Genomic DNA, 14,446 nt, shown 5'->3' on the forward strand with positions numbered 1-14,446 from the left:
ATGCCCAAATTGTACGAATGAGATACACGCTAATTACGAACAAGAGCTTGAAAGGAAGTTAGCCTATGACAAGTAAAAATTGGTCGAAAGCGTTGGAAGTAATTCATAAGCTAGAAACGAGATATGGCAGCATGGACAACGTGCCTGAGAGCAAACTAGCTAACTTGCATAAGATGCCTGGAATTAAGGCCATATCGGGCGATTACATGGAGATTACGCGTACCCAGTATAATGCCATTAAATTAGTCATGGAAGGCAAGCAGGGTAAAACTAGGACGTCTCGGGAGCTAAAGCACAATAACGTTTGGCTGGATAGACGCATTCGTGCGATTGACGAAAACAAATACTACATTACGGAGGACGAGAATGCCTAAACACACTAAGAAGCGTTCAACGATTAAACGGAAGCACCGGCGAATGAAGGAACACGCCGAGGAAAATAAAGCTAAGACGCTGGATAGAAAGCAATTGGCCAAGGAATATGAGCCATACAATATTCGCAAGCGGGCGTTTGAAACGTTCGGGGAGGATTGAAAATGAGCACTAGAAATAAAATTGGCTTTGGAATAATCATCTGTCTTTCAATCGTACTTGGTGTGACAGCTCTAGTTAATATATTTATTGAGGGTGGAATAATTGTGGGAACAATTTGCACGATTGGTGCTATCTTGATTTCTTTAGCATTAATACTAATACACCCGGAGGATTAAAAATGAGTGAATCATATGAAGCAATAGAATGGATCTTAAGTCAATTGGCACAGGCCTGCTAGTGATAGGAGATGGCGACGATGATTAAGTTTAGAGCGTGGGACAACGAGTGCAACGTAATTAGAGACTATGACGAATTGAAAGGTTTGACCTTGGACGCCTTAGATGCAAGTGATTTTAAGCTTGAGCAGTTTACTGGCTTGAAAGACGTGAATGGCAAGGATATATATGATGGTGACATTGTGTCAGTTTTTAACGAGGACGGGAATTACTACAACGATGTAATTGAATGGTGCATAAAATACAATTACCCAGCATTTGAATTGAAATACCATTCACATTTATACGAATCTAATGTGTTGTCCGAAATCATGAATGCTGGTGTTGAAAATATCAAAGTTATTGGCAACGTGCACGAGAACCCGGAACTATTGGAGGAAAAGAAATGAATGTAGTTCAAGTTGATGAATTAAAGATTGCAGTCAAAGCACATAATATTAGCTTGTTTTCGAAACGGTCAGAATTTAACATTACTCCAAAACTCATTCGTATTTTTGAAGATGCAGGGAGGCAAGCGTGGAAAACACTGAATTATCATGATGTGACCGGACTCGGAAATGATTACTATGAATATTATGATAAGAAGCTTGATAATAATGGTTACCTTGGAATTAGGGATGATCGTTTAGTAATCGAGCGACCTTATGGATCGGATGAGAAGCTTTATCAATTCAATAAGGCCAGATTTGAAACTTTTATGTACGACTTGCATTTATGGGAGGGCACAAATGACTGACACCGAATACGCAAAAGCAATTCAAATGAAAGCCACAGTTGCCAACCTGGAAATGAACGCGGCACTGACAACTGAGCAACAGGCACAAATTGGCCAGGACTTCATTGCTGACATTGCGGAGTTGAGCAATCGCGATAGTAAACAAAAAGCCGCCTACTAAGGCGACCAGTCACAGGACCACTCGAATGACCGTTGTCAGTATAACATATAAAAGCGTCGTATCTGTTGAGGAGAATACGACGCTAGGAATTAAAGCAACTATAATATACACCACACGATATATTTAGGCAACCCTAAACATGTGCGCTGCTAGACTACAATATTTGAAAGGGGAACTGGTAGTGAAACGCTCAACTATTAGAAAAGTAGAAGATATTTTGCGCGATTATCCCAAAATTGACAAGTATATCGAGAAACGTGAACAGGAATTACGTTATCCAACTGTACCACGTGATGATAATGTTGGAGGTGGCAAGGCACAATACAAATACCCAGATACGGCGTTAAATACGCTCATTACAATTGACGATGATCGGCGCATTAACACATTGAAGCGTCAGCGAGAAGTAATTGATGATTGTCTAGACGGCGTTGGCCGTGATACAGAAGTAATTATAAATGAGCTATATTTTAAGAAACACCAGCAGTACACAATTGACGGATTAATTGCAAATCACATGATAAATGTTAGCCGTCGAAAAGCGTTCGACTTAAAGAAAACTTTTATTAACGATTGTGCTAAGGGGTTTGGATTGTATGAAATATAAAAACGTGCACTAATCGTGCACTTTTGACCCCTACAATCGTGCTAAATTGATAGTATGCCAAGCGTGATGATGATACGCATGAAGTAATCCTCAAAATTACAGACTGGTAATCGCTGTGGGCTAATTGGTAAGCCACAATGGGATGTAGGTTCGAGGCCTACCAGCGATATTAAGTATCAAGCTGGTGTATGAGGAACTGATAATTCCGCCCAGCATGTCTGCGACTGAACGATCGTTATTAGACGATAGCCTAATAATTATTGAACCTAGTTTTAATACAACTGGGTTGCAGTGAAAGAAAGCTGTTTCGATATGTAGATTATAGTAGCAAGTTTGAGATAAAAAGCATTGACGGTTGTGCCGACGCAAAGCCCAAGCAAATGTTAGTGTGAGAACTAGCAGAACCAAATGGGATTCTCAATAAGTCGGTGTTGTAGTTGAAACGGTAATACCGTTTATAAACGACCAGTCAAGTACCAGTAGGATAAATCTACAGACATACTAAAACAAAATTATGTTTAAAATATGCCTAAATCATCTGAACGTTGGTAGCCATGGTGCTAGCCCATGCCTTGTAATACATTGACAACTAATTAGGTAGCTCCTAAGTAGTAGGCGTTAATGAGCATGTAGCTTAAAATTATCGTAGCTAAAGCTAACTACGCAAAACAATGCGGATACTTGTTTGGCTCTGCGACAGAGACAGTGAGCTGTGGCGGTCTGTAAAACCGTTGTCGAGAGACTGAGTAGGTGCAAATCCTACCGGAGCCATTTACGACCTAAGTAAGTCGCTAAACTGCTGAAAGCTTGAGATGTGGATGAAGTCATGTTGGCAATTAGCTTCATAACATGAACTCCCATCGTCTTGTTTACATTGGCTGTGCTTGTGGCGGAATAGGTAGACACAACGGGCATAGTGGTATTTCAATGGCGTAGACAGGGCTCGCAACCCCGAAGTCAAGATACCATGTAGGGTGCAAATCCCTACCAAGCACATTAAACGAACCCGCGGCTCCAAAACGGGCAATCTTCAAACTGGCTCTCGCTTATTGGCAGGAGCTTTTGTATAGTTAGAGTAGTTTGGAGGAATTGAAATGGCACATATAAATTGGAAATTAATTGTTGGGGGATTTGTGGCCCTAGGAGTGGTACCTATAATCTTACTTGTTTGTATGCACTTTTTGAACTCTGTTTTTTTGGGTGATTCTAGTAATGATGGATGGCTTGGATTTTGGGGTGGCTATTTAGGAGCCTTGCTTGGGTTGTACGGCGTTCAAATGCAATTGAAATCTGAACAAAAAACACGTTTGGATGATAACCATCCTAAGTTTTACCTATTCTTTCGAATGTCGTTTGAACCTTCAAAGAAAGTGTATGTTCATTCATGTCAGCCCCGGGAGTTTTTAGGAAGTAAAGATCATCAAAAAAAGATGAAATTTGAATCAAAGTATTTTTATTCAGATTCAAATTTCATTTCGATAATTAATTCTAACAAGAAAAATGTTTACGATATCAGTATTTTAGTGACTAGTTTAGTTGCAGATAACAATGTTTGCAGTAAATATAAGAAATCAAGTGCGAATATTAATGGCAAAGAGGGTAAAGGCGATAATTCAGAATGGGATTCATTTAAAAGAGACACTAAGAATTGGAGTCTTGTGCACGAAAGTATCAAGGCTTCAAATCTGGAAAGCACTGAAAATGAGCTATTATTAGTTACTTATGCCCAGTTATATAACTATCCTAATGTGATTCAAAGCATTGACATTATTTTTCATACGAATAGCAATGAAATTGGATTGGCAATGTTTGAATTGAAAAAAGATAAAAATGGAATTCTAAAATTATCCAATGTTCCAAAAGTGGAATATTTCCAAGAAGGTGTAGTAACACACGACCTTAGTGAGAAAGAGAAATTGTTTAATGAAAATTATAAAAATACAGATATTATGGTTGTAGATGAGAATAACAAGGAACCGTTTATTTGGGAAAAAAGACGGCAAAACAGTAAAAGATGATGATAAACAAGCAAAATATCCGATTAATCAATAGATATCGGACGAGCAGTTAGTATTGGAAAGTAAGTCGTGGTGGTATGAAATGACAATAATGATACACAGCAACTATGGGTATGAGCCGCCTGAATGGGTAGCTGCAGATGCCCGGCTAGATAGATGGTACAGGGATAAGAAGCGTCGTGCTAAACAGCATGGCGCTTTTAGTTTGGAAAAGAAATGGAGGAAGCAACATGCCAAGGACAAGAAGATGCCATTATCCTAACTGCCATGAGATGGTTACATTCCCTGACCACTATTGTCAGCAACACCATGAGCATGAAGCTGAGTACTTAGCTAGTCGGCAACGTTGGACACGTAGCCACGATAAGCATTACACGCACAAGTACAACACGGTTACACGTTATCGTAATGACACTAAGCGTCAGCAATACAATTTCTATCGGACAAGGCAATGGTCACATCTAAGACAACAAGTCCTGGAGCGTGACCATTACTTATGCGCTTACTGTAAAGCTCAAGGCGCTATCACACCCGCTAAGACTGTTGATCACGTAAGACCTGTAGAAGCTTTTCCTGATGATAAAGATAATATAAATAACCTTGCTGTGATATGTAGAGAGTGTCATTACAAGAAGACTGAGTTTGAACAGAAGTATTATGGATGTGGACAGGGAAATACTATTACAGGTGCGAAGCCGATAGACGACATCAATGAACTTGCTTTGATTATGAGGGGGAATTGATTATGGAACGATGGAAAAGCATAGACGGATACGAGGGATTATATGAAGTTAGTTCTTACGGAAGAGTTAGAAGCTTAGATAGATTTGACAAGCTTGGAAGAATAACGTCGGGAAGAGTTTTATCGCCAACCAATAATGGATGTGGATACTATACTGTTCAGCTTTCCAATGGAGGCATTAAAAAACGCCATTATATACATCGACTAGTTGCCAAAGCGTTTATTAAAAACTACAGCAAGCTAAATGAAATAAACCACAAAGATGAAAACAAATCCAACAACAACGTTTCTAATCTTGAATGGTGTTCAAGGAAATATAATGTTAATTACGGGGATCACAATGCAAAAATGTCACATACTAAAGGAACTTTGTTTAGAGTAATTAATAATGTCACTCACGAAGCTAGCATGTTCTATTCGAAAGATGCTGCAGCTTCAATACTGCACATCGGTAGAGACAAGGTAGCAAAAGGCTTGAAGGACGGAAGCATAAGTTATTCTTTTAGGGGAAACAATCTTAGCTTTTCATTTGAAACGGTATAAGAAAATAATTTTCTAAAACGAGCAGATGAAATTGTGTTTTTAAATTTTCTAAACAACCCCCCGCCCCCTAACACGTCCCAGGAAGAGCACACACATTGCCGTTATTTTGTGATAGAAACAATTTTTGAAAATTTTTAGGTAGGGGGGGGTCAACCAATAATGAAAGGAGACATAGAAAATGAAAAAAGCGGATAAAGATGTCAACGATGGTCAATTAACGCGCACACCGCCAGCTTACTTAGGCCGGCAAGCTAAGGTTGTTTGGCGTCGATTAGTGCCTTTTTTAGAAGAAAATACCCCGGTTAAGCGCATTGATAGCGGGCTTGTAGAGCAATATGCTTCCCAATATGAGATTTATCGCAATGCGTATAAACATATCCAGGAAAACGGTGAAGTCCAAGCAATCTATAAAACGTTACAAGATCAGACCGGTAAAAAAATTGGTCGAGACTTCGTGGGTTACAAGCGTAATCCCATGACACAAATTTACGATTCAGCGGTTAAAAACCTGACTAAACTAGGCGCTGAATTAGGCTTGTCGCCAAAATCGCGCAGCGATTTGTTGAAGCTGAACTTAGATGATCACAAAGACGAGCGAAGTATCAGTGATCGCATGAAAGAATTTCTAGGAGACTGATAATGAAGATTGATTTAACACAAACACATGATGTTATTGGGGCTTATCAATCATTAGACTGCTCAGCAATTCGTCATCAATACACTGATGAGGGCACAAAATATGCTTTTGACGTCCTAGATGAGAAGGTAACAACTGGCTATTTGATCAAGCTAGCGGCTTTTCGTCATATCCGAGATTTGCAACGGCAAGGTAGCGTTGAATTTCCCTTTACTTATTCGGTTAAGAAAGTAGATCAAGTGCTTAAATTTGCTGCCATCTGTCCGAATGTTGATACAGGCGAACCAACTAAGCTTATGCCGTGGCAAAAATTCATTATGGCTATGCTGGTTGGCTGGCGTAATGATGACGGTGGTAAGCGTTTCTCACGGGCAATTGTTTCCGTTGCACGTGGACAAGGAAAGACATACTTGATGGCGATTATCACTGCTTATAGCTATTTAATTGAGTCATTGGGACTATCTAACCAAGACTATTTAGTTTCATCCATTAATTACAAACAAACGAGCAAGATTCTGGGCTACATTAAGTCAATGCTTGCTAAGATTGCAACTATTGAGCCATTTAAGTCATTGATTGCTGATAGTGGGCTAGATACTCGGACATTGTCTTCGCAAGCGGATCAAGTTGTGATGAGTAGTAATAACAATAAACTGCGGGCGATTAGTCATGAGGCTGGTCAGTACGATAGCTTTCATTTCACAACGGCTATATTTGATGAAATTGGTGAAATTAAGACACGACAAAAGATTTCTAAGATTGTTTCTGGCCAAGTTAAGGTACGTAATAAGCAATTTATTCAAATTTCAACGGCATATCCTGATCCCACTGTTCCGTTTCACGACGACGAGCGTATGATTCAGCAAGCCATGGAACAAGATTATTTGCGCGATGCTGATACATATTTGGGGCTTATTTGGTCGCAGGACAATCTGGACGAAACTTATAAGCCCGATATGTGGGTTAAAAGTAATCCCTTACTAGATTTACCGAGCCAACGAGAAGTGTTGCTGAACGGCTTGACAGATAAGCGTGATTCTGACGCTTTGTCGGGCACACTCAACGATTTCCAAAATAAAAACCTCAACTTGTGGCTAGAGCAATCGGCCGATAGCTTCTTGAAACTGCCTGACGTTGAGCGGGCTATTATATCATCATTTAGTTTTGATGACCGGCAAGTTTATATTGGCTTTGACTACTCGATGTTTAGTGATAACACGGCGCTAGCGTTTGTATTTCCTTATCGTGATAATAATGACAAACCACGATGGTTTATTTATCAGCATAGCTTTATTCCCTGGCAGAAAGCTGGTTCGATTGAAGCTAAAGAAAAGCAAGACGGTATTAACTATCGGGACTTAGCTCAAAAGGGATTTTGTACAATTAGTAGTCACCCTCAGGGGCTCATCAATGATGAGCAGGTTTACCAATGGTTGCTTAACTTTGTTGAGCGGCATCGACTGGAAGTTGTTTTCTTTGGTTATGATGCGTGGGGGCTAACGCCTACAATCAAGCAGCTAGATTTGAATTCAGGGTGGCCATTGCAAGCCATTCGGCAGCGGACTAGTGAATTGAAGGATCCAACTAAGTTTTTGCAGACGATGTTCGTCGAAGGCTCGGTAGACCGACTCGATGATCGAATTATGGAAAAGGCGCTACTGAATGCAGAAATATATGAAGACAAAATTGGTATTCAAGTCGATAAAGCTAAGGCCACATTGAAGATTGATGTGGTAGATGCGTTAATTGATGCCTTATTCCAAGCCATGTATCACTTTGAAGACTTTTCAGACGTAAACAATCCTGATAAACAGGTCGAACGTATGAACGAAAAACAAGTTCTTGAATGGTTTAATAACCCGGAGTCAGGATTGTTAGGAGATGATATTGATGATTTTTAAACAATTTTTTGCAACTATCTGGCATTATTTTGATGTGCTGTGTTTTATTCTAAGCGTGATTGCTGGGGTATATGCAGCCTTTTTATTTGGGCAGGCACAGGGCGTTCTAGCAATTGCTGTAGCTTTGTTTTTAGTTGGATGGCTTTCAGAAGTTGTAACAGCTGGCCAAAAAGGAGGTGATTAATAATGCCCTTTTTTGAACCACCAACGGCAATAAATAATTCAGTTAGTATTCAAAGTGTGCCAGTAGAAGACGATAATATTGTTAACTTTTTGTCGCCAACTGGTAGTAATGAGTATGTTAGCGCCAAGGATGCTTTGGAAAATTCAGATATTTATTCAGCGGTTAATCAAATATCTGGAGACTTAGCCACGGTACAATTAATGGCTAATATGCCACGAGCGCAGGGAATACTAAACAATCCTAGTACGACAGCTAACGGTCACACGTTTTGGCAGTCTATGTATTCACAATTGTTATTGGGTGGTGAATGCTTTGCATATCGTTGGCGTAATCCTAATGGCTTAGATCTACGCTGGGAATATTTGCGACCGAGCCAAGTGCAAACCTACTTATTGGATGACGGTAGTGGCTTAACCTATACGGTTACTTTTGATGAGCCTAACTTGGGCGTTCTTCAATATGTACCACAGTCTGACATGATTCATATTCGCTGGGCTAGTACTGATGGCGGTATGACGGGTAACAGTCCATTAAAAGCATTATCGAATGAGTTACAAGTCAAGAGTTCATCTAACAGTTTAACGTTGGCTGCATTAGCACGTTCAATCAGCGCTCCTGGCGTGCTATCTATCCAGCACGGTGGACTGTTAAGTGAGAAGATGAAAGCTAGCCGTTCACGTAACTTTATGAAGCAGGTGAACAGTTCTAACGGTGGTCCGGTTGTTATTGATCAACTTGAAGATTACAAGCCATTAGAAATGAAAGCCGATGTTACCAAGCTGTTAAGCCAAACAGATTGGACGAGTAAGCAAATTGCTAAAGTCTTCGGTATTCCTGATAGTTATTTGAATGGCCAAGGTGACCAACAAAGTAATATTGACCAAATCAAAGGCATGTACACCAATGCCCTTAATCGCTATTTACAGGCGATTTTAGCTGAGCTGGATAATAAGCTTAATGCCAAGATTACGGCCAATATACGGACTGCTGTAGACCCATTGGGAGACTCGTTTGCAGCTACTCTATCAGGACTAGCTAAAGATGGCACGATTGCCAATAATCAAGCAACTTGGTTATTACAGCAGACTGGTTATTTTCCGGATGAAATGCCTGATGCTAAGAATCCAACGACACAACAAGTTGTGATTCAATCAGGAAAAGGAGGTGATAATGATGACAAAGAAAGTGATGATTAAAGGCGATATTGTTGATGATCAAACAGCCGGTTTCTATCAGTTCTTTGGAATGCCAGCAGTATCACCTTCAGGTGTTGCTGACATTTTAAATGATGACAGTGGCAACACTGACGATGACGACAGTGATGATGAAGCACTTGAAGTCGACATTGCTTCCAATGGTGGTGACGTTTTTGCGGCTAGTGAAATTTATACTATGCTAAAGAATTATGCTGGCAATGTAACAGTTAATATTCAAGGCTTAGCCGCTAGTGCGGCAAGCGTGGTTGCTATGGCTGGCGATCATATCAACATTTCACCAACTGCTCAGATTATGATCCATAAGGCTTGGTCACAACCAGCTGGTAATGCTGACGATTTGGAGCATGAAGCCAGCATTTTAAATGGTATTGATCAATCGATTGCCAGTGCTTATGAAGCTAAAACTGGCATGGATCAAGCTGACTTGCTACAGCTAATGGCAAATGAAACATGGTTAACTGCTAGTGATGCCGTTGATAAAGGCTTCGCTGACGAAATTATGTTTGCTAATGATCAACAATTGCAACCGGTGAACGCTATTTCACACATTCCACCTAAATCTGCAGTTAATAAGCTGCTGAATCTAATTTACAAGGCGGATAAGGATAAAACTAAACCGTCTAAAGAAGAAAATACTACTAATAGTCAATCTGCTGAATTACGAAACAGCAAATTGGCTATTTTATTTGGAAAAAATCAAAAGGAGGCCAACTAATGGCTAATATTAACACGATGAATGATGCTTGGATCGCCCAAGGGCAAAAGGTATCAGACTTAAACGACAAGTTAAATGCTGCTGTCCTTGATGACAGCTTCGATCAAGACCAATTTAAAGCAATGAAACAAGACCGTGACAATGCGGTTGCTCGGCGTGATGCTTTACACGAACAATTGGAAGAAGAACGCAAGGCTCAAAAGATTGCCAATATGGATGATAAGGACAAAACCCCACTTGATGATAAAGAAAAAGACATCAAAGATGAGTTCATTAAGAACTTCAAAGGCATGATTAAAGGTGACCCTAAAGTTATGAACTTGGTAACTTCATCTACTGACGCGGCTGGCAATGCAATTGGTTTGACTATTCCACAAGATATTCAAACAGCAATTAATACACTGGTTCGTCAATATGACAACCTTCAACAATATGTTAATCGGGAAGCTGTTAGCACCCAGACGGGATCACGAGTTTTTGAAAAATGGTCAGATGTCACTCCATTGATTGATTTAGATGATGAAACAGCCACTATTGGTGATAATGATGATCCAAAGCTTACTTTGATTAAGTATGTAATTCATCGTTATGGTGGAATTACGACGGCAACAAATTCATTATTGAAAGATACTGCTGACAACCTTATGGCATGGCTTACCCAATGGATTGCTAAAAAGGTTGTTGTTAGTCGTAACACTAAGATTATTGAAGCCATGAATAATGTGCCAAAGAAGCCAACCTTAGCTAAGTTTGATGACATCATTGATATGATCAACACGGCTGTTGACCCAGCAATTAAGGCAACATCGTTCTTGTTGACGAACACGTCAGGATACAATGAGTTATGCAAGGTTAAGGACGCTATGGGAAATTACCTATTGCAACCAGATCCAACCCAGCCGGACCGCATGATTGTCCGCGGTAAGCGAGTGGTTATGATTGCTGACAAGTGGTTGCCAAATACTGGGACGGCAGCGGCACCAGTTTATCCATTGTATTATGGTGACTTATCACAAGCGGTTACTTTATTTGACCGAGAAAATGCGTCATTGTTAACGACTAATATCGGAGCTGGCGCTTTTGAAAAGGATCAAACTAAGATTCGTGTGATTGATCGTTTTGATGTTGAAGCTACTGATACGGAAGCCTTTGTTGCAGGTTCGTTCAGTAAAATTGCTGACCAAACGGCCAACTTTGCGGCGAGCGCTGCTACAACGACTGACGGGAAGTAATTAGCCAACTATGTCGCCAATAAATACACAGTACAGTAACAATCTGGGCGGCTAAGTAAGGATGTGATTTAAGTGGCAGCCGATTTAGAAACATTGAAATCATCTTTGCGAATTGACGGGAATGATGATGACGAGCTGCTAAAGAGCTATTTGTCTGCAGCCACTAGCTACATTAAGCAGTCCATTGGTGATGAAAACGGCGTTACGGGTTTTTATGAAATGGAAGGCGTGAGTGACTTGTTTGAAACTGCTGTTTACGCCTTAGCTGGTTCATATTGGACTTATCGAACATCGATTACAGCCATCGCTGTTAATCCAGTTGATCTGGTCGTGGACTCAATCATTGGTCAACTCAGAGGGTTGTACAGTCAAAAGCAATATGAGGTGGGGACAAATGACGAAAGCAATTAATCCTGCACGAATGAATTTTAGATTGGAGTTTGGAACTCAGGAAGCTACTGGAAAAGTTAACCCTAATACTGGTAATCCTATTACTGATTTTGTCCCTCAATTCAGTTTGTACGCCGGCGAATGGTCATTGTCGTTTCAGCAAAGGTTAGCGTTAAATGGCGACACCTCACAACAGAATGCTGTTTACTTTGTGCGCCATAATCTAAAAATAGCTACTGGCATGCAATTACGACGCAATCATCAGGATGTTTACCAGATTGATGATGTGGCCTACGATGATGGTTTACCACCGGATGGTTTTGACCTCATAACTTGTCATAAGGTGGTGATTGGGCGTGGCGAATGAGATTAAACATGCAGACTCATTTGAACATATTTTAGATACTATGGCGGAAGGCTTTGGACGTGAAGAGAAGCTTAAAGCTAATGCAGCTGGAGCGGATCAGTTCATTAAAATTATGAAGCCTAAGATTCCTGTAGGAAAACTACGCAAGGTACATGGTCATGCTGAAAAAGTACATCTACGTGATTCATTAATTGCTGTAGATCATCCTAATGGCTCGGTTAACGTTGGCTTTACAGCCAAAGGTGAAAAAGGGTACATTGCACGTTTTCAAAATGATGGCTGGGACGTTGTTGACCGTAATGGTTCCAAACACAGCCATGTTTCCGGGAAACACTTTTGGGAGACTACTCAGCGTGAAGCAAAAGGCCAAGTTGGCAAGGCAGTTGTTGAACAATTAAAGACTGCTATGGACAAGAAGGTGGGCAAGTGACGCCGGTAGCTTTTATTAAAGGCATGATTGTTGCAAATATTAATGAAATACCAGAACTAGCTGTGGAACATATCCATAGCTTTTTTATTCCAACTAACGATACTTCAACTGACGAGCCTATTGTAGTAATCAGTGGGTTACCTGAGCGCAGTCAAGATTATGGCAATGGGATTCCATTCCAATCAACGAAGCAAGTCCAGATACAGCTCTATTATCCTAAAGATTACTTGGGCGATATGGATGCCATCGAATCCGGGTTAAAACAAGTGCTATTGACCAATGATATTCGTTGTTATAGCGATGCTGGCCAGACATTAACACCAGATTCAGAAAGTATCACGAACACTTTGAAATTTAATTATATAAAGGAGGCCATTTAAATGGCAACATTAGGTTTAAACATGTTATACACCGGTATTAAAGCTGATGACGGGTCAACGGTTATTGATGCAGATAAGGGGTTGTCGGCCGCTGGGGTATACCCCGTTGATACTAGCAAAGCAAACGGTAACTTGGGTACTAAGACTGCTAACATTACCGGGCTATCTGGGACGGTATCTAAGATTACTGGCAACAATGAAGTTGTGGACGTTTCTAATCCACCTTCGGCACCGTCAGTGGCAATCGACGCAAATGAAATTAATTTCATTGTCAAGCAAAAACTATTAGGCCGGGTATCAGATGGTAAAGGTGGTTACATTGATTCTGACACACCCGTTGAAGCTGGCCTTATTATTGAGTCACGTTCACCAGTGACACGTACTGCTGTTTATTTCTGCTTTGGTCGTGGGATTTTTAACGAAGCTGGCCAGAACATTCAAACGAACACGGATACAGCTGAAACTCGTGACGATGATAATTTGACGTTTACCGCCTTGAACTATGATAAATTCAGCGGCCAACCGTACAAGGTATATGCTGAGTCAGATCCTAAATTTGATAAGCAAGCGATGTTTGACGCTGTATTTCCTGGACAAACGTTTTATAAAAACGCGAGTAACGGCACCAGTGGTCAATAAAGTTACAACTGACACAGGCTCACAGACTAGTAAAACTGATAGTGACTCATCTGCGCCAACCAGTAATAAATGATAATTATGGTCGCCTAAAATAAATCCACAATACCGCTAGGGGCGGCTTTTAAACATGCTGAGAAGCGCATTCTAAGCACGGGTTCACAATAAATGATAATAAACAATACACAAAGGGGCATATAAATAATGGCAAAATCAGTTAAATTTGATGGCAAGAAAATTGGGACGGGCACGCAGTATACGTTGATTGATAGTGGTCAAAATGTTGAAAAAATGGCCGAAGCATATAAGAAGTTCATCAAGACTACTGAAGAAACTGAGGACAGCATTACAGGTGTAGTCGAATTAACACCTAAGCTTGCAAAGGTTGTGGCTGAAACGACCTGTGATTTATTGGAACTAAATGCTTCGCAAAAGAAACGTGTCATGTCCATGGAATTTTCGGTTAGCGACGAATACGACTTCTTTAATGACTGTTTAAAACAATTCTTGGGAGTAGAATTACCATCTGTAGGCAACAGCAGCGATCAGGAAGAGGAAGAAGACCCAAAATTGCCAAAGCCAGAATGATTTGGCAACTTGATAATTTTATTCAGGATATTGATTACATCGCTAATCAATTGATTTCACAAGGCATATTGCCTAGTGACTTTTATCAAAGCTCATTTAGTGAAATGCAAACAGCATTGAATGCCAAGTCACGTAAAGACCGTGTTCAAGATCCGCTCGAATTAGCACGTCAAATTGGTGCATTGTAAAGGAG

General features: G+C 40.3%; 24 protein-coding genes. All 24 read left to right on the forward strand.

Going from position 1 to position 14,446, the window contains the following annotated elements; genetic code table 11:
* The first annotated feature begins 65 nt into the window (after nucleotides 1–65).
* Nucleotides 66–374, forward strand: coding sequence for a hypothetical protein (locus MZO41_RS00440; protein WP_062689651.1), 309 nt, complete (start codon nucleotides 66–68; stop codon nucleotides 372–374).
* Nucleotides 367–534, forward strand: coding sequence for a hypothetical protein (locus MZO41_RS00445; protein WP_141686194.1), 168 nt, complete (start codon nucleotides 367–369; stop codon nucleotides 532–534). Before MZO41_RS00440 ends, MZO41_RS00445 begins: the two co-directional genes overlap by 8 nt.
* A 2-nt stretch (nucleotides 535–536) precedes the next feature.
* Complete coding sequence (locus tag MZO41_RS00450) at nucleotides 537–710, forward strand: hypothetical protein (RefSeq protein ID WP_154698934.1); 174 nt, start codon at nucleotides 537–539, stop codon at nucleotides 708–710.
* Between the two features lie 80 nt (nucleotides 711–790).
* Nucleotides 791–1,159 carry a YopX family protein gene (locus MZO41_RS00455; RefSeq protein WP_062689648.1) on the forward strand — a complete coding sequence of 123 codons (369 nt, stop codon included), beginning with the start codon at nucleotides 791–793 and terminating at the stop codon, nucleotides 1,157–1,159.
* Complete coding sequence (locus MZO41_RS00460) at nucleotides 1,156–1,506, forward strand: hypothetical protein (protein ID WP_062689645.1); 351 nt, start codon at nucleotides 1,156–1,158, stop codon at nucleotides 1,504–1,506. The genes MZO41_RS00455 and MZO41_RS00460 overlap by 4 nt, the downstream gene beginning before the upstream one ends.
* The gene (locus MZO41_RS00465) at nucleotides 1,499–1,666 is read left to right on the forward strand and encodes a hypothetical protein (RefSeq protein ID WP_072535789.1); all 168 of its coding nucleotides are present in this window, start codon (nucleotides 1,499–1,501) and stop codon (nucleotides 1,664–1,666) included. Before MZO41_RS00460 ends, MZO41_RS00465 begins: the two co-directional genes overlap by 8 nt.
* Before the next feature lie 181 nt (nucleotides 1,667–1,847).
* Nucleotides 1,848–2,273, forward strand: coding sequence for a DUF722 domain-containing protein (locus tag MZO41_RS00470; protein WP_033608385.1), 426 nt, complete (start codon nucleotides 1,848–1,850; stop codon nucleotides 2,271–2,273).
* A 1,094-nt stretch (nucleotides 2,274–3,367) separates the two neighbouring features.
* Complete coding sequence (locus MZO41_RS00475) at nucleotides 3,368–4,291, forward strand: hypothetical protein (RefSeq protein ID WP_062689642.1); 924 nt, start codon at nucleotides 3,368–3,370, stop codon at nucleotides 4,289–4,291.
* Nucleotides 4,292–4,373: 82 nt separating this feature from the next.
* Nucleotides 4,374–4,553 (forward strand): hypothetical protein, encoded by a 180-nt coding sequence (locus MZO41_RS00480; protein ID WP_062689639.1) that lies wholly within the window; start codon nucleotides 4,374–4,376, stop codon nucleotides 4,551–4,553.
* On the forward strand, nucleotides 4,522–5,034 hold the full coding sequence (locus MZO41_RS00485; protein WP_062689638.1) for an HNH endonuclease: 513 nt from the start codon (nucleotides 4,522–4,524) through the stop codon (nucleotides 5,032–5,034). Before MZO41_RS00480 ends, MZO41_RS00485 begins: the two co-directional genes overlap by 32 nt.
* 2 nt (nucleotides 5,035–5,036) lie before the next feature.
* A complete protein-coding gene (locus MZO41_RS00490) occupies nucleotides 5,037–5,576 on the forward strand; it encodes an NUMOD4 domain-containing protein (protein ID WP_062689636.1) in 540 nt (179 codons plus the stop codon).
* Nucleotides 5,577–5,754: 178 nt separating this feature from the next.
* Nucleotides 5,755–6,213, forward strand: coding sequence for a phage terminase small subunit P27 family (locus tag MZO41_RS00495; protein ID WP_062689634.1), 459 nt, complete (start codon nucleotides 5,755–5,757; stop codon nucleotides 6,211–6,213).
* 2 nt (nucleotides 6,214–6,215) lie between these two features.
* A complete protein-coding gene (locus MZO41_RS00500) occupies nucleotides 6,216–8,114 on the forward strand; it encodes a terminase large subunit (protein WP_062689632.1) in 1,899 nt (632 codons plus the stop codon).
* A complete protein-coding gene (locus MZO41_RS00505) occupies nucleotides 8,104–8,298 on the forward strand; it encodes a DUF1056 family protein (protein WP_062689630.1) in 195 nt (64 codons plus the stop codon). The genes MZO41_RS00500 and MZO41_RS00505 overlap by 11 nt, the downstream gene beginning before the upstream one ends.
* A 2-nt stretch (nucleotides 8,299–8,300) precedes the next feature.
* Nucleotides 8,301–9,494: a phage portal protein gene (locus MZO41_RS00510; RefSeq protein ID WP_062689628.1), complete on the forward strand. Its 1,194-nt coding sequence runs from the start codon at nucleotides 8,301–8,303 to the stop codon at nucleotides 9,492–9,494.
* Nucleotides 9,472–10,230, forward strand: coding sequence for a head maturation protease, ClpP-related (locus MZO41_RS00515; protein WP_062689625.1), 759 nt, complete (start codon nucleotides 9,472–9,474; stop codon nucleotides 10,228–10,230). The genes MZO41_RS00510 and MZO41_RS00515 overlap by 23 nt, the downstream gene beginning before the upstream one ends.
* Nucleotides 10,230–11,462 carry a phage major capsid protein gene (locus tag MZO41_RS00520; RefSeq protein WP_062689623.1) on the forward strand — a complete coding sequence of 411 codons (1,233 nt, stop codon included), beginning with the start codon at nucleotides 10,230–10,232 and terminating at the stop codon, nucleotides 11,460–11,462. Before MZO41_RS00515 ends, MZO41_RS00520 begins: the two co-directional genes overlap by 1 nt.
* A gap of 72 nt (nucleotides 11,463–11,534) precedes the next feature.
* Nucleotides 11,535–11,873 carry a head-tail connector protein gene (locus MZO41_RS00525; protein ID WP_062689621.1) on the forward strand — a complete coding sequence of 113 codons (339 nt, stop codon included), beginning with the start codon at nucleotides 11,535–11,537 and terminating at the stop codon, nucleotides 11,871–11,873.
* Entirely contained in the window at nucleotides 11,857–12,219 is a 363-nt protein-coding gene (locus MZO41_RS00530; protein ID WP_062689618.1) for a phage head closure protein, read from the forward strand. The genes MZO41_RS00525 and MZO41_RS00530 overlap by 17 nt, the downstream gene beginning before the upstream one ends.
* A complete protein-coding gene (locus MZO41_RS00535; RefSeq protein ID WP_016058331.1) occupies nucleotides 12,209–12,649 on the forward strand; it encodes a hypothetical protein in 441 nt (146 codons plus the stop codon). Before MZO41_RS00530 ends, MZO41_RS00535 begins: the two co-directional genes overlap by 11 nt.
* Complete coding sequence (locus MZO41_RS00540) at nucleotides 12,646–13,029, forward strand: DUF806 family protein (protein WP_062689616.1); 384 nt, start codon at nucleotides 12,646–12,648, stop codon at nucleotides 13,027–13,029. Before MZO41_RS00535 ends, MZO41_RS00540 begins: the two co-directional genes overlap by 4 nt.
* Entirely contained in the window at nucleotides 13,030–13,668 is a 639-nt protein-coding gene (locus MZO41_RS00545; protein ID WP_062689614.1) for a phage tail protein, read from the forward strand.
* A 201-nt stretch (nucleotides 13,669–13,869) separates the two neighbouring features.
* Entirely contained in the window at nucleotides 13,870–14,253 is a 384-nt protein-coding gene (locus MZO41_RS00550) for a hypothetical protein (protein WP_016058334.1), read from the forward strand.
* Entirely contained in the window at nucleotides 14,250–14,441 is a 192-nt protein-coding gene (locus tag MZO41_RS00555; RefSeq protein WP_016058335.1) for a hypothetical protein, read from the forward strand. The genes MZO41_RS00550 and MZO41_RS00555 overlap by 4 nt, the downstream gene beginning before the upstream one ends.
* Nucleotides 14,442–14,446 lie beyond the last annotated feature (5 nt).

The organism is Lactiplantibacillus sp. C232 (assembly GCF_023806725.1).
GTDB classification, from domain to species: domain Bacteria; phylum Bacillota; class Bacilli; order Lactobacillales; family Lactobacillaceae; genus Lactiplantibacillus; species Lactiplantibacillus plantarum.